Here is a 17,406-nt window from a genome sequence, read left to right as displayed (position 1 = left end):
GTACAATAACCCCTATCATATATGACGCCATCATAGCCGGTGCATACCTTAATTGCCACTTGCCAAACCTATTTTCGCTGCTCGAAAACAGGTGACTTCCCACTTGCTTACGCAAATGGAAAGTTCGGTATAAGACTATGCTTGCTCCCAGATCTCCTTGCTGAGTATCCCGCCCTGTTTAATCTTCTCCACCGTCGTAAACCGCATCCGTGGCCGCTCCGCATCGTCATCCTCCCATTCCCAGGCATTAGCGATAAGCCCTCGTGTTCTACGCTTAGCGTAGATAAGATCAGTCATCCTCGGACATACAAACAAAACAATTGGCAGCTGTTCCGTATCAGTATTGTCTTGCCATCCATCGCCCTCCTCATCCAGGAACTTCACATAATCGCCCAGGCGTTTCTTCATGCGGTAGCGTGGTAGGGTTGGGTCAAACACTTCAAGGATGTAGCTTTCGGGTGTTTCTTCTGCCTTGCCAGCATTGTTTATTTTGTCCTGGCAGTAGATAAGGTTTGGCTGGATAAGTTCACTCTCAAGTACGAAATGGTAGTAACTGCGCTCAAGCAGATAATCTGCCTCAGTTTGGTAGTAATAGCGTGGCTTCTTGTCTTTGGCCTCATTTGCGGCATCTTCTTGTTCCATCGCTAATGCACAGTCTGCAACAAGCACGCACCGGTCAATGAACGTTTGGCTGCGTGTTGGCTCCTTGTAGCGCTTTCTAAGCTCTTCTGGTGGACAGTAGGGCAATACTATCATCTCGCCGCTGTTCTCGTCTTTGCTCTTCGTAGTTAACGTGCGTAAGTGTCTCACGCCGTTTAAGCCAAGGTAGTAAATGGCTGGCTTAGTCTTCTCGGCAAAGTGGGTTGAGTATATCCACTCGACGTAGCCTTTATCTCGCAGGTCACGCAACCACATGTTAATCGTCTTGGGGTCTTTGTGCTCGAGAAAGGCTTGTATTTGAATACGGTTCAAAAATCTGAATCTGTACAATAGCAGCAATATCTCTTGTTGCTTCTTGGTTAGCTTTGGTAGGGTCATGCTGGTTTGTCTGTCGGTACTGGTTAGGCGTTACGTTGGTATCTATATAGATATTCTGGCTTATTTTCGGCTTATTTCTCCGTTGTTTATATCTGTTATAGCTTTATAGGTATTAGTCTAGGGATATATATGGTTAGGTTTTGATTAGTAGTTTTTAGATTGCTATTTCTAGTTCTGGTTTTTTATCTTTGCTGTTTTGCTGGTTCTTCTGTCTTCGGGTAATACATACTTTGCCAACCCCACCTACCCGTATACTTTTAAGGGTAGAGGATACAAAATATTGTAGCACAACAGATAAAGTATCTCGTATGTTTTGCCCTAGCCCTTGGGGGCAAAACTTGATATGCACGCAGCATTGCTTAAACATACCTTAGCCGAGACAATTCTAGCTGTTTTTTGACGTCAGGGGATACTCTCGCACTACAAGGCCTGATATGAAGCCAGCGGACTCACAAGGCTAGCAGTGAAGGTCAATTTAGCTAGAAAGCATTGTCGTTACTTTCTCATAGGCAATCTTCTCTGGGATGCCGATAATCTGCCCAGAACAACTCCACAGACTTCATACTGTAGCTACTAAGGGCGTACATCTAAGAAGTCCCGATAGGTATCCTTGTAACGGGCATATATGTTGCGCCCGGAAATTGATTAGTAAATCGTGGTGGCGGTGTCTTGGGTTGTTTTCGCCATTTAATCTCATACGCGTAGACTGCACCATTGTACTGCTCAATGTAATCAAGCTCAGAGTCAGGGCTTCGCCAGTAGTTTACGTTTGCTCGGAGCTGATGATTGAGCCTCGTTTTTAGGCGTTCAGCAATGCAGAAGTTTTCGAAAACGCCACCGAGCTGTTGTTGTTCGACAATCGGTATGTCAAGCTGACCGGCGAGGGTATTGCGTACACCTATGTCATAAAAATACACTTTGCGCTTGCGGCTGGCAAGAAGCTTTCGTGGATTGCTGCTGAGTGGATGAAGGCGAAATATCACAAAACACTGTTCTAATAAATATAGGTAGCGCTCAATGGTGCGGGGTATGGATACTTTTTCTATCGATAACACTATAGCGCCAATAGTCTAAAGCCAATAATAGCCCTATTATTGTAGGTACAAAGTCAATAAAAGGCCTATTATTGCTCTAATCGTTCGTAATTTGTTTGGTTCTATAAGTGGTACAGTGGCTGTTATCAGGCGTTTGTTAGGTAGTTGTCGTAGCCGGATTTCTTCAGTGGTGCGGCGAGGGCGGCCAGCTCGTCGGTCGTGATGAAGCCTTGCTCGTAGGCAATCTTTCCAAAGGCTGCCGATGATCTGACCACGCGGTTTTTGGACGACGGGGCTGGTAGTAATGAAAACTCGGGTAGCCTAAGCGAGTCAGTCGGCTGGTTTTGTTGCGGTTTGAGATAGAATCCAGGTGTTAAACACGTCATTAACGCAAGTGCTTACGGCTTATGGAGCGTGCAATAACCTAAATAACCCCAGTTCGACATAAAAACCTGTGCATCCTCTCTCTCGTCGCAAGAAGCGCTGCGTCAGCAGCGCCTTTAGGAGTGGGGCGCGCGAGCCCGACCCTACTGAGGTCGACTGTTATGTCGAACTCAGGTTAAATAGTGACATTTGGGTCACTGTCGCCGAGACTAGTGGATTAACCTGCAAAGAGTGTAAACAACAGGGGTGGGCTATAGGACTTATGGCTTTAGATACTTGCCGTAGCCCGATTTGCGCAGTGGGGCGGCGAGATGCCACGCTCCGCGAGGCCTAGTATGGTGTATGGTGCGGACGAAGTTTTTGCCTTCGCCGATGACCCATGTGGTGCGGAGCAAATAGTGCTGGGGCAGGAGTGAAACGACGAGATCACCGGCCGCTTTGCTCCGGCCACAGGCACCAGCGTTAACCCTGAACGAGTTTTTTTAACTGGTCAACGAGTGAATTTAGCGAGGCTTCATCGTTGGCTTCGGCGTTTAGTCGCATAACGGGTTCGGTGTTGCTAGCACGCAAATTAAACCAGCCATTTGGCAGCGTGACGCTTAGGCCGTCGAGCCAATCTTGCTCATGCCCCGCAAAGGCATCGCTCACTTTTTGTAACATCGCTTTCGGGGCGGCCACTTCAAAGTTAGTCTCCGGTATCATTGGGTTGGTTGTATGCGAAGTGAAAACCATCTCAGATAGTGCGCCGTCCTGGGTAAATATTTGCTCCAAAGCCACCAACATACTCAGCATTCCCGAGTCATTTGACCAGTAGTCTTTGAAGAAAAAGTGCCCAGTGGTTTCCCCGCCAAAGATTGCATTGTTTTCGCGCATAACTTCACCAATGTTGCTGCGGCCAGCTTTTGACCGAACAGAAGTGAAGCCGTTTGTCTCCAAGCGCTTCACCACGGTACGTGAGGTGCGTACCTCATACACAAACGACGGGCTCGGCGTAGCGACGTACTTTGTCGCGAGCAGGGACATCATTTCACTTCCGGACACCGGCCGGCCGGCCTCGTCAATCATAGCCATTCGGTCGCCGTCCCCATCAAACGCCACACCCAGGTAGCAGCCGGTGTCTCTCACGGTTGCCTGTAGATCCTTCAGCGTTTCCAGTTTCTGTGGATTTGCTTCGTGGTTTGGAAATGTACCGTCTGGTTCAAAAAAGAGGCGCTCTACGGTAAAAGGAAGACGAGGCAGTAATTTCTCGAGTACGACACTCGCCATGCCATTGCCACAGTCAATTGCAATGCGCACCGGCTTAAATTTTGAAACATCGACAAATTGTAAACAGTACTCTACCCAAGCATTAATGAGGTCTTCGTGCTTCGTAGAACCAGTGGTTACTGCTGGCGAGGGCGGGGTAGTACTGAGTGCGCCATCACGAACTGCTGCCAGTCCCTGATCAAGGCCAATGGTTTTCGGGGTGTCATCGAACAGTTTAATGCCGTTGTACTCACCCGGGTTGTGACTGGCGGTAATGATGGCTGCCCCTGCTGCCCGAAAATGAGTCACGCCGAAGACTGCCATGTCACTCGTCACCATACCAATATCTATCACGTCTCGGCCAGCTTCCGTTACGCCGCGGGCAAGGGCATCCGCCAGCTCACGGGAATCTGGGCGCATGTCATGACCAATGACGACAGCCCCCTCTGTCTGTAGCCACTGTGCAAAACTCCCCCCAACACGCTGTACTAGATCCTCTGTCAGTTCAGTGCCAACCTTGCCACGTATATCGTACGCTTTAAAAATGTCCGCAATATTTCCCATGAATCCTCCTTTGTTTCGTGTTTATTAGTATACGCCGTTAAACAAGCGAGATATAATGGCTGCATGAAGGTACTCTATGTAACCCGCAAGTTTCCCCCAACAGTTGGGGGAATGGAAAATGTCGCCGCGTGGTTGTACGAACAACTGGCTACGCGCGCTACCGTCAAGCTCATCAAATTTGGCGGAGCCAACAAGTATCTACCGGTGGTTTTCCCGTGGCTCGTGCTGCGGGCGGTTTTCACCGGTTGGATTTTTCGCCCCGACATCATCTATGTGCAGGATGGGCTAATGGGTGCAGCGACGCCAATCTTTAGAGCGCTCCTCAGGCGTCCTGTAGTCGCAACCATTCACGGTACCGAGATGGTTTACAAAAACCCATTGTACGTCAAAACGGTTATTCCGGCCTTGGGTCATCTCAATGCAGTGGGTGTCATTAGTCGCGCTACCGAAGAGCTGGTCAATGCTAAGCTCCCGGGCATACCGACCCAAGTGATTCACTGGGGCGCAAAAGACGAATTTTACCGGGTTGGCGACCAGGAACAGATACGACGTACACTAGAAAGCGAGATAGGAGTAGATATTGTCGGAAAGCCAGTCATCTATTTGGCGGGTCGCATGACAGAGCGGAAAGGTGCGCGGTGGTTTGTCGAGAATGTCATGCCGCCTCTCAAGCAACAAATCCCTGAGCTTGTGTGCTTGATAGCTGGGCAGGGTAAAGACTACGAGGCGACAAAAGAAGCAATTGAACGACTTGAGCTGAGTGATTCAGTGCACCTGCTTGGCTACGTTCACGGCGAAAAGCGCGCATTGCTGTATAACGCAGCCAATCTGTTCATCATGCCTAATCGCAGTGGCTATGGGTTTGAGGGCTTTGGCATGGTGGCGGTTGAGGTGACTAGTTGCGGTACTCCGGCCGTGGTTGGCGAGTTCGCAGGTACGGTCGACGCGGTTATAGACAATAAAACCGGCTGGTTGGTACCGGTCGATGACGCGAAAGCCTATCTAGAGAAAATAGTATCTGAAATAAAAAACCCATCGTTAGACCGCGCAAATGTTCGTGCAGCGACGCTCGCCGCTTATGATTGGGATAAAACGGCTGACATGTACCTTACGCTTTTTGACAATACGATTGAAGCATCTCGGAATAAATAGCTACTCTACCGTGACTGACTTCGCGAGGTTGCGAGGTTTGTCGACATTCAAACCTTTCTCAACCGCAACGTAGTACGCAAATAGCTGGACGACAATGGCGCTAAGTAGCGGCGTGGTCTGTTCAAGAGATGGTGGTATGTATATGACATCATACACGAGCGACTGAATGTGTTCATTTCCCTCCGTTGCTACAGCAATGACTGGCCCTTTTCGTGCCCGAATCTCTTCAATATTGCTATAGGTTTTTTCGAGCAGCTCCGAGTCGGTGGCAATCGTAAACGTAGGGAAGTTCTCATCTATAAGCGCCAGCGGGCCGTGTTTTAGCTCGCCAGCTGCGTAGCCTTCTGAATGTATCAGGGCACACTCCTTCAGTTTCAACGTACCTTCGAGAGCCAGCGGATAGTTGTAGCCGCGCCCGATAAACATCATGTCTTTTGTGTCGACGTACTTGCGGGCAAGCTCCTTGATACGGTCGGCTTGCGCCAGTACTTTTTCGGCTTTTTGCGGCAGTAGGTTCAGCTCATCAAGCAGGGGCTTGTACTGATCGCTGCGTCCATTACTGAGGTATAAGGCAATTAGGAGCAGTATAGTGTACTGAGCTAAGAATGCCTTTGTGCTGGCTACGGCTTGCTCGGGGCCAGCGTGACAGTAGACGCCAGCGTCAGTCATGCGGGCAATGGTACTGCCGGTTGCGTTTACGACACCTAGCTTCAAGACGCCGTAGTTCTCCACTTTCTTGAGCGCGGCAATCGTGTCGGCTGTTTCGCCGGATTGTGACACCACGATAAGTGCCGTACTACGCGAAAAAGGCTCCTTGCGGTACTTGAACTCCGAGCCAATGTGTACCTCAACAGGTATACCAGCAAGTTCTTCGATGGCGTATTCCCCAAGTAGCCCAGCGTAGCTGGCCGTGCCGCAGGCAACAATGACAATTCGGTCAACGTGCTTGAGCTGGTCGGCCACGCTTTCGAGCCCACCTAGCTTGACAATGCCGCTATCTGGCTTTATGCGTCCAAGCGTGGCAGAACGGATAGTTTGTGGTGCCTCAAAGATCTCCTTCAACATAAAGTGCGGGTAGTCACCCAAGCTGGCTTGGTCGGCATCGTAGTCCAGTGTTTCTGTGTCGCGTTCGACAGTTTTATCATTTTTTAAATCATGAATAGTATAGTCACCGCCTCGGTGCGCGACCACGTATTCGTAGTCGCTTACGTACACAACTTCCTTGGTGTGCGTCATAAGTGCTGCTGGGTCAGATGCAATAATGAGCGATCGATCTTCGGTAATCCCAAGCACGAGCGGGCTGCCGAGCCGTGCCGCAAACAACGTGTCTGGCTCGCGTGATGTTATGACCACCAGACCGTATGCACCGCGCAGTTGCTCGAGCGTTCGACGAAAAGCTTCCTCAAAAGTTGTTGTCTCGCGTGCATAGTAATCGATCAAATGAGGGATAACTTCAGTATCGGTTTCAGTCGCAAACTCGTAACCTTGTTTCTTCAGGCTGTCCCGTAGCTCAACATAGTTTTCAATGATGCCATTATGCACAACCATAATATCGCGCGTGGCGTTGAAGTGTGGGTGTGCATTTGCCACCGTTGGTGTCCCGTGAGTTGCCCAGCGGGTGTGGCCGATGGCAGTGTCACTTTCCGGCCGTGGTTCGCCTAGTGAATCCACTAGACTTTGAACGCGCCCGGTCTGCTTAGAGACCTGTATCGACGCATCCTTCAGAAACGCGACGCCCGCCGAATCGTACCCACGGTATTCTAACGCCTGCAATCCAGCCAGTACGACAGAAACACCTTTATTTTCTTTTCCAATATAGCCAACAATTCCGCACATGTGTGTATCCTTTCCAAGAAAAATGCAACCTATCAAGTGTGTACCTTCACTAGATTACCGACAAGCTAGTCCGGCAGCAATTATTTGACGATTTTTTACTAGGTTTTAAAGTCGCGAAGCTGTTTCAGGAGGTATTTTTTAACTTCGTTTTGAAAGCGTTCTTTTGAGAATTTCTGTGCGTAGGCTCGAATGGCGGCACTGCTGTAGGCTCCGGTGTCAAATTGTTTCAGCGCGAGAGCCAATGATTTTGCCGTCTGCGCTTCAAAAAACGTTCCGGTAACGCCTGGTTTTATGAAATCAAGCGCGCCTCCACCCTTATAAGCAAGCACGGGCATTCCTGCCGCCATAGCCTCCACGGGTGTAATTCCGAAATCCTCAAGGCCAGGGAAAATGAGGGCACCGGCGTTAGCAAACTCTTGCTCCAGTACCTCGTCCGTAACTTTGCCCAGAAATGTGACGCTTTTTCCGGCCAAACGGCGCAACCGGGCGTTGTCGGGCCCAGTCCCAATAACGGTGAGGGGCAGCCCTAGTTTCGTGCAGGCTACTACCGCCAGGTCAAACCGCTTGTAGGGTGTCTGGCGTCCAGATATGATAAAACCTCGTCGTTTCGTTCGGCCATGGTGTGACAAATGAAAACGCTCAAAGTACACTGGCGGAAATATGACGGTGCTGTCTCGCCCGTAATATTTTTTGATTTCACGTTGAATATGCGAAGAATTGGCAATCATGTAGTCGGGTCGCTGGGCGGCCCTGTAGTCCCAGTGCCGTAGCGGTTTGACGAAAAGCCATAGGCCGAGCCTTGCAAGCGGATCGAAAAAGCCAAAGCCTGGTCGTCTCATATATTCGTTGTAGCGGCTCCAATAATAGTGGGTGGGTGCGTGGCAGTAGTTTATGTGAAGCGTGCCAGGAGAAGTTTTTATGCCTTTGGCTTCTGCCCCCGAACTGCTAATAACTAAGTCATAACCCTCAAAATTCAGGCGAGAATAATACCAAATCCGTAAGATGGGCAGAAATTTCCTTATCTTACCGAATGGCTGCAACCAGCCAGTTGTAACTTTGTTATCTAGCCTCCTCCGCCAGTCATTCGTCGCGTACGATGCATAAATGGGTGCGTCCGGAAATAATTTGTGCAGCTGTTCGACGACTAGCTCTGCGCCCCCGCCAACCAACCAGTCATGCACAATGGCAACTCGCAGCTTGCTAGGTTTCAGGGGATGGGTGGTAGGTGGCGATTGTTTTGTCATTTTAGAGATTATGCTCTATCTTTTATCTACCATCTAACGTACGATACCGTGCTCCGTGTCGGAACAGTCGCTCCAGCACGACTCGTATTGTCTTGGTAATAATAATGATGTCTAACCAAAAGCTCCAGTTCTGCACATAGTACAAATCGAGCTTGCGGCGTTCCTCAAAACTCATAGCATGGCGTCCAGAAACAAGCGCCAGGCTGGTTAGGCCGGATTTTACGCTGAGTATGAGATTTTTTTTGTCGTACTGTTCCAGCTCGTAAACATCGAGTGCTCGCGGCCCGACAAGACTAATGTCACCCCGAACCACATTCCATAGCTGCGGCAGTTCATCGAGGCTCGTAGCGCGTAAAAAACGGCCAACAGACGTGACACGCGGATCATTTTTAAGCTGGTCACCGTTTTCCCGATACTTCTTGGCAAGTTCTGGTCGACCCATCTTAGCAAAACCATCCTCGGGAGACATATTGTTGTAGGCTTGCTTCATGGTACGAAATTTGTAGACCCGTATAGTTGTGCCGAACCGACTCATCCGCTTCGCCCTGTAAAACACTGGCCCCGAAGTGTCAGACAGCTTTATAAGAACCACCACGGCTAGCCATAACGGTAAGCTAAGCAGGAGCAGTAAGCTGCCAAATACTATATCAGTCAGACGTTTAAGGATGCGCCCCCAGCCAAACAGTGCCGTGTGATGTACATGTATAACAGGTATGCTATTTCGAAACAGATCAACATCTATATTGCCAACGAACAGTTCATTGTTGCCTGGTACAAAGCGGTAGCTTATGTGATGTTCCTGGGCAAAGTCAAATATTGCTGCATTGTCTCTCTCATCGGCGTAGAGTTCTGTCTGAATAATATTGTGAATATTATTTGGCTTGCTTGCCAGAAAGTCGTTGAACGACGCGAACCCCTGAACGCCTGGCGGTAGGAGTTTTCCATAACCTATAACGCCCGCAATTTCATACCCTGATTGCTTTGTATTTGCCAGCGATGTTAACAGCTCGGTTGTGATAGGAGTTTTTCCGATAATAACAATTCTGTTTAGCCCAATACCGTAGTTAAACAGGGCGGTTCGAATAATCCGTGCAATGTTCCTTAGCGACAAAAGCAGCACAAAGGCTATCCCAAAACCATATATGGGCACCAACTTTGCCGGGAACACGGTTTGAAGGCTCATATAATCCCAAAAAACCATAAAAAGCAGTCCAATGAACGACCCGACGAATAGCCTGCCTGCCTCTGCAAAACGTCGTTCATAGATATTTGCGTTATATAGCCCTAGCAGCGCGAATATGAAGATCCAAAAGGGAAGTAAACTGACAAAAAGTAATATGTACGTGCTGCTGTCAACCGGTTGCGCCACAGCGACACTGCTGGAGCCGCGTATGACAAAAGCAGCGACAAAGCTAACTAGGAGCGCAACGCCGTCGCCTACCATCAAAAAAAAGTTGTACACGAGCGATGCATTGTTTTTCATCTACAAAGATTGTATCATTTTTCGGCGTATGCTCGGAACCAGAGGAGTCAAAAGCTCAGTTTGGTCGGATTAATACCCAAAAGGTGAGGAGGGGATTAGTCCCTCCGGTAAGGTGCCGCAGGCATGCATCATACTGACACGATTTTTTCCCAGGGCAGGTCAGGTTTACCAAAGTGGCCGTAGGCGGAAGTCTGCGAGTAAATGGGGCGGCGAAGGTCGAGGGTTTCAATGATGCCTTTGACGCTTGTATCAATGAGTTTATCTTTGAAAATGTAGAGTTCGGCCTCGTTAACCGTGGCGGTGCCAAAGGTATCAATGGTTTGCATGAGCGGCTTTGGCTGGCCAATCACATAGGCTAGGCCAACTTCGCATTTGGTAGCAAGCCCGGCGGCAACGATGTTTTTAGCGATGTATCGGGCTGCGTATGCGCCAGAACGGTCGACTTTGCTTGGATCTTTCCCACTGAAAGCGCCGCCACCCACCCGGGCGTAGCCGCCGTATGTATCGACCACTATCTTTCGTCCAGTCAAACCTGCATCAGATTCTGGTCCGGGAATATGCCATAAGCCCGTGCCGTTGACTACAATGTTGTGCTCGGCTGGCAGTTTAAGCTTGTAATGACGCAGTACTGGCGTGAAGACTCGGTCAATCACATCTTTCCGAACCTGTTCTGCAGATGTTTTTTCATCATGGGCGACAGCAGCGACCAGTTTCTCTATGGCCACCGGCTGGCCGTCTTCGTTGTATCGCACAGTCACTTGGGCTTTGCCGTCTGGCCGCAACCACTTCAGCACACCGTTCTCGCGGCACTCGTCAATCCTGCGCGTCAGAGCATGGCCAAGGGCAATCGGTAAGGGCATTAGCTCGGGTGTTTCACTGCATGCAAACCCAAACATCATGCCCTGATCGCCGGCACCGTCTTGGTCGACACCCAGTGCGATTTCGGGCGATTGTTGGTGCAAAAAGTTTGTAAAATGCGATCCTTCTGCCGAGAATTTCCACTTGGGATCGGTATAGCCAAGCTGTTTAATTTTACCGCGGACAACACTCTCAAAATCTACTTTTGCCGTTGTTTTAATCTCTCCAAACAAGCTAATTTGGTTTGCTCCCACCACCGTTTCTATACCGGTTCGCGCATTTGGATCAAGCGTCAGTACGGCGTCAACCAGAGCGTCACTGACGGCGTCAGCCATTTTATCAGGATGTCCAGCGCACACTGATTCGCTGGTAAAAAGCGTTGAATCGCCAACTGTATTTGTCATATAAAATAAAAAACCTTTCCCGGCAGGAAAGGATAGTGGTCACACATATCTTCCCGCCATTACCTTAGTAATAGAGGCTAGATGAAGCACCGTTCAGGTAAAACTGATGGTTGCCGACGGGTCAACGCGCTAGTCCGCTCACCGTACTCTCGATATCTCACTTGTTAAGTACGACAAGTATAACACAACGGCCGGGAGCGTAACCACGCCGTAACCCTTTTTAGTAGCAGCGGGTAAGTCGAGCCTAATATCGGTAATGGTCAGGCTTGTAGGGGCCAGTTTTCGGTATGCCGATATAGTCGGACTGAGCATCAGACAGCTCGGTTAGCTTGCCGCCGAGTGCCTCAACGTGCAGGCGAGCAACCTTTTCATCGAGCTCTTTGGGCAGCATGTAAATGCCGACTTTGTGGTCTTTGGTCCAGAGTTCAATCTGTGCCAGCACCTGGTTACAGAAACTGTTACTCATGACAAAACTCGGGTGACCAGTTGCACAGCCAAGGTTTACCAAACGACCCTCTGCAAGCAGGATTACTCGGTGGCCATCAGCAAAGGTGTATAAATCAACCTGTGGTTTTATTTCTTCGTGCTTAATGCCTGGCATGTCCTGCAAGGCCGACACCTGTATTTCAACATCGAAATGGCCAATGTTGCACACAATTGCCGAGTCTTTCATAGCCTTCATATGATCCAGCGTAATGATATCTTTACAACCAGTAGTGGTTACAAAGACATCTCCCTCTTGTACAGCCTGTTCCATGCGCACAACTTCGTAGCCTTCCATTTGCGCCTGAAGTGCGCAAATAGGGTCGATTTCAGTCACAAGCACACGGCAGCCATACGCCGCCAACGACTGAGCACTGCCTTTGCCGACATCACCGTATCCGGCCACTACGGCTACCTTGCCCGCTAACATAACATCTGTGGCACGCTTAATCCCATCGACCAACGACTCGCGGCAGCCATATTTGTTATCAAACTTACTTTTAGTGACCGAATCATTAACATTTATAGCTGGCAACCGCAGTTCACCCTTTTCCAGCATCTGATAAAGATGGTGAACACCAGTGGTTGTTTCCTCACTTACGCCTTTTATGTCAGCCAGTAGTTCAGGATGTTTCGTGTGTACAAGTCCCGTTAAATCGCCGCCGTCATCTAGTAGCATGTTTGGCCCCTTGCCGTCCCCAAATAACAGCGTTTGCTCGGTGCACCACCAGTAATCCTTTTCAGCCTCTCCCTTCCAGGCAAACACCGGAACGCCGGTTACCGCAATTGCCGCCGCGGCTTGATCCTGTGTGCTAAAAATGTTGCAAGAGGCCCAGCGTACCTCTGCACCCAGGTCAACGAGTGTCTCTATGAGTACAGCTGTTTGTATGGTCATGTGCAACGATCCGGCAATTCGGGCGCCTTGAAGTGGCTGGGCGGCCTTATACTCTGCGCGCAGTGCCATTAACCCCGGCATCTCCTTTTCCGCTAAAGTAATTTCTCGTCGTCCCCATTCAGCGAGGGAAATGTCGGCAACTTTGTAGCTATTTGTTTCGTTCATTACTGTGCTCCTTTATGATAAATCAATTGTTTCAGAAAATGCCACGCGGTACCGAGCGGCAATTGTTTCCCGTGTGCACGTATGTGTTTGTGTCCCGACGGTTTCAATCGCAAAACTGCTGCAAACAGCGCCAAGTTGCATACTGTCCTGCAATGGCCAACCCCGCGCATATCCATACAAAAAACCAGCGCGGTAGGCATCTCCGGCACCCGTTGGGTCGGCGACACGTTCTGGTCTAGCTACTCCCACAGAAACAGGCTCAGTGAGCTGTGCGCCGTCCGCCCGTGAACCCTCGGGTCCGTGGGTAGTAATAACTACAGGGACTTCGGCGAAGATGTCTTCAACGCTAAGGCCTGTTTTAGTGCTTAGTACGGCCAATTCATAGTCGTTTAATATCAGTACCTCCGCCGCCTCCAGTCCCGCCAACAAATCTTCGATCGGGGCGTTTGAAACTTGTTGGCCAATATCATAGCAGAGTGTAAGACCGTGCTCCCGACATTCCGCGACTTGGCGGCGCATTGCAGTCGGGTCATGAGGCGAAATAACAACGATTGGATTGTACTCATACCACGGCTCCAAGTGAAGCTCACTACTGTCAAACATAGCTCCTGGGTAAAAACCGCCGACTTGGTTTTGGTCACGGTCGGTAATGACGTTAAAGCTCGCTGTCGGCAGAGTGCTCTCACAAATATGCCCGATGTTGACGCCATGTCGGGCGAGCTTTTCCATGTATTCAACCGCATCGGGTCCGACTGAACCAAGCAAGTAAGGCTCATCACCTAGCAGTGTAAGACCGTAGGCAATATTTGCCGCGACGCCCCCGAAGCTATCATGAAGACTGTCAAGAAATATCGAAACAGACACCGACTCAAGTTTTTCGGGGTGCAAATGGTCGCTGTACGAGCCGCCGAAACTCATAATCCGGTCTATCGCTATTGATCCAGTTAGAACTATTGGCCTCTGTGTAGTCATAGTACTAGTATAGAGTGAAGATAGGATTGCTCAAAACCCGGATGTAGGTTCGGCTATACTATAGCTATGCATAGGCTAATCGCGAAGGGCAAAACTAGTTTCACGGCGCGGCGTGAGTCGCTGCCACGTAGAACAGGGGCACTACCTGACTATGCCGTAGCATTGGTACTGCTGTTCGTGCCGTTTCATGCTTTCTTAACCGTCTCAGGTGCACATCTGGGCGCAAACTATACACTCATCAGGCTTCTACCCGAATGTGTACTCCTCCTCATAGTTGGTTGGCTGCTGTTTTCAAAGAGCGTAAAACCGGCGTGGCGCAGTCTGCAGCAGCATAAACTTGCTTGGTTGCCAGCAAGCTATCTCTTAGTTAATCTTATCTATTTTATGGGTACCAGTATTTTCGGCACTATGGACGTCCAGGTGGCGGCGTATAGCCTATTACTCAATACTCGTCATGTTGTATGGTTTTGGCTCGTGTATGCTGTTGCTTTGCAAAGTGATTGGCTGCACAGGCACTGGCAACGTCTTATCGTGTTTCCTCTTGGCATTGTGTCTGTCTTTGCACTATTACAATTTTTTGTCCTACCTCCAGATTTCCTGAGCCATTTTGGGTATCAGACAGGCGTTACAATTACGCCGGTTCAGACCATTAACCAAGACACCCTAACAATCCGGGCACAATCTACCCTGCGTGGGCCTAACCCACTTGGCGCGTATCTGGTGCTGGGCATTGGATTGTTATGGGTTGCCATGCTAAAAATTTCGGGGAGGTATCTCTTGCTCTTGCTGGCTGCTGGAGCAATGCTAGTCAGTTTTTCGCGCAGTGCTTGGCTCGGTCTGTTAGTAACTATGACCGTCTGGCTAGGTGCAAAAAGAGGGTTTATGAAAGGTGCCCGAGTAGTACTACCTTTTGCTCTCGGAGTTTTCGCCCTGCTCGTATCAGCTCTTTTTCTTCTTCAAGCAAATCAAGGCTTCAAAAACGCAGTCCTACATGTTAATGATCAATCAACAGCTGAGCAAACCTCAAATGAGGATCGTCTCAGCGCATTACGAATTGGGATTAAAGATGTTGTCAGTGAACCGTTTGGGCGAGGGCTCGGGACGGCCGGACCGGCCTCTATGTTGGAAGATGACATCCCTGCACGCATCAGTGAAAATTACTTTTTGGGGCTAGGCCAAGAGATAGGATGGCTTGGCATGGGGCTTTTCGTCACCGTATGTTACAGGCTTGGCCGGTCGCTGTACGCTCGCAAAGAGGGGTTAGCGCGCATGCTTTTTGCGACACTGGCAGGCTTAACACTCGTAAATTTACTTTCCTATGCTTGGGCAGACGTTACTCTTGCCTACCTGTGGTGGGGGCTGGCGGCCATTGGTCTTGCCTGGCTGCCAACTTCAAAAAAGCCCCAGAAACAACATGCTTAAACACTCCAAATCACCAACAACATACTTCCAGCTACCAAAAACTGCGAAACAGTTTTTCTTTTTTAACCTTGGCGGGGCAGTCTTTTTGTGAGCGGATACTTCATATTTGCATTGTTATACGGCGTATTTCATTGGCATTGGCTTATTGCCAAGGGCATAGCTGATTTGGTCGGCTGGTTGCTCAACTACCTCGTCCAGCACTACCTTGCATTTAATTATTCAGCCAGGCAACAGGGCCACAAAAAAATCCTCAAGAAGTACGTACCATTTAGTTTGCTAAATATTCCCATAGATTACGCTATTGTCGGCGGCCTTAAGTGGCTTGGGGTTACCCCATTCATCGGTCTCTGGATTTCCAGCCTCTTCTTCACCGTCTGGAAATGGTTTTGGTATAAACATTGGGTGTTCAAAAATGGTAGTATAAAATCATGAACGAAAAGCAAACAAATGAGGTTAAAGCCGTATCTGTTGTTGGTGAATCTACGGTGAAAACAGTGCGACCCACCAAAAAACAGAAAGAACTTTTGGGCTATATTGAACAGTTTATTGCCGAACATGGCTACAGTCCAAGCTACCGCGAAATAATGAACGGACTGCAGTACACGTCGGTTGCGACTGTAGCGCTGCATGTCGGTAATCTAATTAAGCGTGGGCATCTTGTGAAGCGTGATTACAGCGCTCGCTCACTCGAGGTAGTTGCTCCAACGCTACAAATCGAAAAATCGCTCCTGACAAACGAAGTGAAACCAGCAGAGGAAAAGTGGCTGATCGAGAAGGTCGAGAAGCTATTTGCTGACGTCGAAGGGCAAGCCATTGCTACCGAGCAGCAGCTCCAAGATATTGCAGTTGTCTTGGCTGCTTTTCGTGTTCTCGGTCTTGAAGGCTCCGCCCAGAGCTTTACATCTCGCCTAGCAAATCTCCGCACCCACAACTCGAAATAGTTTTTATCACGGATATCTCGTTTTTAGCAGCAGTGCTTCACGGCTCTGCCGGCCGAGCAGGCTTAGTGGTGCAATATGCGTGTTTGGTAAAAATTACTATATCTAGCGTACTAGCGACCGTGCTACACTCTAGTCACTTAACAATTTGAACGTCGTGAAACGTGGAAGTTGGTGAGATTCCAACACTGTGCCGCAACTGTAATCCTCCCATTCGAGAAGGTAAGTCAGATCTTCGTTCGCGGTAGTGTAACCCGAGCAGGTCGTGACAAAATATATTGTCGTCACCGCGTGTGGCGATTTTTTTGTATTACAATGGCTCGAGAAAAGGAAGAAAGATGAAAAATAAACTAGCAATTGCCGCCGTGGTGCTAATTTTAGCAGGGGGTGTCGGGGCGTACACAGTAAATCGAGACACTCAGCCAACCAAAACAGTGCAGCGAAGCCAAGCGGTTGCAAAACAAATTACATCTACAGCTGATAAAAAAATTGTACGCTACAACGGAGCTGTTGGGCAAACCGCCCTTCAGACTTTGCAGTCACTTGCCAAGGTCGATACCAAGGAAAGTAGCTTCGGGACCATGGTAGTTGGCATTAATGGGGTAATGGCCGAAGAGGGCAAAAATTACTGGGCATTCTATGTCGATGAGGTTTATGCAAATGAAGGCGCGGGAACTTACCAGAACAAGTCTGGCGACAAAATCGCCTGGAAGCTTGAGGACATCAAACTATGAGCAGCTTTCGCATAGCTGACAACAGCAGTCTTTGGCTAAAACTGAGCCTTGCATTAATGCTTGTGGCATTTGCGGTCTTTGCACGACTTGTACCGCATCCGGCAAACTTTGCACCACTTGCCGCCGTGGCGCTGTTTAGTGGGGCCATCTTACCGCGACGCTGGGCGCTTGTTGTGCCAGTTATCGCGATGGTGACAAGCGATATCATCATTGGGCTGCATCCGCTTGTGCTTTACACTTGGGGAAGTTTTGCGCTCATTGCTCTCATTGCCGGCAAGTATTTGACGGCTTTACGGTTTAGCCGTGTCGTTGCGAGCAGCGTCGGAGCTTCAGTTTTGTTTTTTCTAGTTACTAACTTCGGCGTGTGGATGCAGGGTCTCATGTACCCCAAGACGGGCGCCGGTCTCATACAATGCTACATTAACGCTATCCCATTCTTCCGCGGTACATTGCTGGGCGATCTTTTCTATAGTGCTATGCTCTTTGGTCTTTACGCATTTTTTGTTGCTTCGAGCCAGGCAAAAGCTCCACTTCAGGCAATCAAATAGTCAAATA

General features: G+C 49.3%; 16 protein-coding genes, 1 pseudogene and 2 riboswitches. Of the genes and pseudogenes, 6 read left to right on the top strand and 11 right to left on the bottom strand.

What is annotated here, in order from left to right; all coding sequences use genetic code 11:
* Positions 1-135 precede the first annotated feature (135 nt).
* The 5 genes and pseudogenes from IPL85_01815 to IPL85_01795 all read right to left on the bottom strand — a co-directional run bounded on the left by IPL85_01815 (position 136) and on the right by IPL85_01795 (position 4,265).
* Positions 136-1,038 (bottom strand): replication-relaxation family protein, encoded by a 903-nt coding sequence (locus IPL85_01815; protein ID QQS20169.1) that lies wholly within the window; start codon positions 1,036-1,038, stop codon positions 136-138.
* A gap of 587 nt (positions 1,039-1,625) precedes the next feature.
* Entirely contained in the window at positions 1,626-2,093 is a 468-nt protein-coding gene (locus IPL85_01810; protein QQS20168.1) for a DUF4143 domain-containing protein, read from the bottom strand.
* Positions 2,094-2,218: 125 nt separating this feature from the next.
* Positions 2,219-2,458, bottom strand: coding sequence for a hypothetical protein (locus IPL85_01805; protein ID QQS20167.1), 240 nt, complete (start codon positions 2,456-2,458; stop codon positions 2,219-2,221).
* A gap of 266 nt (positions 2,459-2,724) precedes the next feature.
* A pseudogene (locus tag IPL85_01800) lies at positions 2,725-2,866 on the bottom strand (hypothetical protein).
* A gap of 52 nt (positions 2,867-2,918) precedes the next feature.
* Positions 2,919-4,265: a phosphomannomutase/phosphoglucomutase gene (locus IPL85_01795; GenBank protein ID QQS20166.1), complete on the bottom strand. Its 1,347-nt coding sequence runs from the start codon at positions 4,263-4,265 to the stop codon at positions 2,919-2,921.
* A gap of 63 nt (positions 4,266-4,328) precedes the next feature.
* Here IPL85_01795 and IPL85_01790 point away from each other — a divergent pair, with 63 nt between their 5' ends.
* Positions 4,329-5,417, top strand: coding sequence for a glycosyltransferase family 4 protein (locus IPL85_01790; GenBank protein ID QQS20165.1), 1,089 nt, complete (start codon positions 4,329-4,331; stop codon positions 5,415-5,417).
* On the opposite strand, the gene glmS is transcribed toward IPL85_01790, so the two are convergent.
* The 6 genes from glmS to IPL85_01760 form a co-directional block, all read right to left on the bottom strand.
* Positions 5,418-7,253 (bottom strand): glutamine--fructose-6-phosphate transaminase (isomerizing), encoded by a 1,836-nt coding sequence (glmS, locus tag IPL85_01785; protein QQS20164.1) that lies wholly within the window; start codon positions 7,251-7,253, stop codon positions 5,418-5,420.
* Positions 7,254-7,351: 98 nt separating this feature from the next.
* On the bottom strand, positions 7,352-8,497 hold the full coding sequence (locus IPL85_01780; GenBank protein QQS20163.1) for a glycosyltransferase: 1,146 nt from the start codon (positions 8,495-8,497) through the stop codon (positions 7,352-7,354).
* A 22-nt stretch (positions 8,498-8,519) separates the two neighbouring features.
* The gene (locus IPL85_01775; protein QQS20162.1) at positions 8,520-9,980 is read right to left on the bottom strand and encodes a sugar transferase; all 1,461 of its coding nucleotides are present in this window, start codon (positions 9,978-9,980) and stop codon (positions 8,520-8,522) included.
* Positions 9,981-10,108: 128 nt separating this feature from the next.
* Entirely contained in the window at positions 10,109-11,242 is a 1,134-nt protein-coding gene (locus tag IPL85_01770) for a methionine adenosyltransferase (GenBank protein QQS20161.1), read from the bottom strand.
* 42 nt (positions 11,243-11,284) lie between these two features.
* Positions 11,285-11,401: riboswitch (SAM riboswitch) on the bottom strand.
* Positions 11,402-11,486: 85 nt separating this feature from the next.
* Positions 11,487-12,785, bottom strand: a complete 1,299-nt coding sequence (locus IPL85_01765) for an adenosylhomocysteinase (GenBank protein QQS20160.1) — start codon at positions 12,783-12,785, stop codon at positions 11,487-11,489.
* Between the two features lie 12 nt (positions 12,786-12,797).
* A complete protein-coding gene (locus IPL85_01760; GenBank protein ID QQS20159.1) occupies positions 12,798-13,757 on the bottom strand; it encodes a carbohydrate kinase family protein in 960 nt (319 codons plus the stop codon).
* A gap of 66 nt (positions 13,758-13,823) precedes the next feature.
* Between IPL85_01760 and IPL85_01755 the strand changes: the two genes are divergently transcribed.
* The 5 genes from IPL85_01755 (at position 13,824) to IPL85_01735 (ending at position 17,399) form a co-directional block, all read left to right on the top strand.
* The gene (locus tag IPL85_01755; protein QQS20158.1) at positions 13,824-15,179 is read left to right on the top strand and encodes an O-antigen ligase family protein; all 1,356 of its coding nucleotides are present in this window, start codon (positions 13,824-13,826) and stop codon (positions 15,177-15,179) included.
* An 87-nt stretch (positions 15,180-15,266) separates the two neighbouring features.
* A complete protein-coding gene (locus IPL85_01750; protein QQS20157.1) occupies positions 15,267-15,611 on the top strand; it encodes a GtrA family protein in 345 nt (114 codons plus the stop codon).
* The gene (locus tag IPL85_01745; GenBank protein QQS20156.1) at positions 15,608-16,120 is read left to right on the top strand and encodes a hypothetical protein; all 513 of its coding nucleotides are present in this window, start codon (positions 15,608-15,610) and stop codon (positions 16,118-16,120) included. Before IPL85_01750 ends, IPL85_01745 begins: the two co-directional genes overlap by 4 nt.
* A 132-nt stretch (positions 16,121-16,252) precedes the next feature.
* Positions 16,253-16,373: riboswitch (cobalamin riboswitch) on the top strand.
* 82 nt (positions 16,374-16,455) lie between these two features.
* Positions 16,456-16,851 carry a DUF4430 domain-containing protein gene (locus tag IPL85_01740; protein QQS20155.1) on the top strand — a complete coding sequence of 132 codons (396 nt, stop codon included), beginning with the start codon at positions 16,456-16,458 and terminating at the stop codon, positions 16,849-16,851.
* A 56-nt stretch (positions 16,852-16,907) separates the two neighbouring features.
* Positions 16,908-17,399: a hypothetical protein gene (locus IPL85_01735; GenBank protein QQS20423.1), complete on the top strand. Its 492-nt coding sequence runs from the start codon at positions 16,908-16,910 to the stop codon at positions 17,397-17,399.
* Positions 17,400-17,406: the final 7 nt, after the last annotated feature.

It is taken from the genome of Candidatus Saccharibacteria bacterium (assembly GCA_016699955.1).
In the GTDB taxonomy this organism is placed as follows: domain Bacteria; phylum Patescibacteriota; class Saccharimonadia; order Saccharimonadales; family UBA4665; genus JAGXIT01.
The sequence above is the reverse complement of the archived record's forward strand: the minus strand, read 5'-3'. Positions and strand labels throughout refer to the sequence as shown.

What these genes read in the sequence shown, in the direction of transcription:
- IPL85_01780 (QQS20163.1), bottom strand. Translation starts at nt 8,497, where the DNA reads ATGACAAAACAATCGCCACCTACCACCCATCCCCTGAAACCTAGCAAG.
- IPL85_01760 (QQS20159.1), bottom strand. Translation starts at nt 13,757, where the DNA reads ATGACTACACAGAGGCCAATAGTTCTAACTGGATCAATAGCGATAGAC.
- IPL85_01745 (QQS20156.1), top strand. Translation starts at nt 15,608, where the DNA reads ATGAACGAAAAGCAAACAAATGAGGTTAAAGCCGTATCTGTTGTTGGT.
- IPL85_01795 (QQS20166.1), bottom strand. Translation starts at nt 4,265, where the DNA reads ATGGGAAATATTGCGGACATTTTTAAAGCGTACGATATACGTGGCAAG.
- IPL85_01805 (QQS20167.1), bottom strand. Translation starts at nt 2,458, where the DNA reads ATGACGTGTTTAACACCTGGATTCTATCTCAAACCGCAACAAAACCAG.
- glmS (QQS20164.1), bottom strand. Translation starts at nt 7,253, where the DNA reads ATGTGCGGAATTGTTGGCTATATTGGAAAAGAAAATAAAGGTGTTTCT.
- IPL85_01775 (QQS20162.1), bottom strand. Translation starts at nt 9,980, where the DNA reads ATGAAAAACAATGCATCGCTCGTGTACAACTTTTTTTTGATGGTAGGC.
- IPL85_01735 (QQS20423.1), top strand. Translation starts at nt 16,908, where the DNA reads ATGCTTGTGGCATTTGCGGTCTTTGCACGACTTGTACCGCATCCGGCA.
- IPL85_01755 (QQS20158.1), top strand. Translation starts at nt 13,824, where the DNA reads ATGCATAGGCTAATCGCGAAGGGCAAAACTAGTTTCACGGCGCGGCGT.
- IPL85_01815 (QQS20169.1), bottom strand. Translation starts at nt 1,038, where the DNA reads ATGACCCTACCAAAGCTAACCAAGAAGCAACAAGAGATATTGCTGCTA.
- IPL85_01765 (QQS20160.1), bottom strand. Translation starts at nt 12,785, where the DNA reads ATGAACGAAACAAATAGCTACAAAGTTGCCGACATTTCCCTCGCTGAA.
- IPL85_01740 (QQS20155.1), top strand. Translation starts at nt 16,456, where the DNA reads ATGAAAAATAAACTAGCAATTGCCGCCGTGGTGCTAATTTTAGCAGGG.
- IPL85_01790 (QQS20165.1), top strand. Translation starts at nt 4,329, where the DNA reads ATGAAGGTACTCTATGTAACCCGCAAGTTTCCCCCAACAGTTGGGGGA.
- IPL85_01770 (QQS20161.1), bottom strand. Translation starts at nt 11,242, where the DNA reads ATGACAAATACAGTTGGCGATTCAACGCTTTTTACCAGCGAATCAGTG.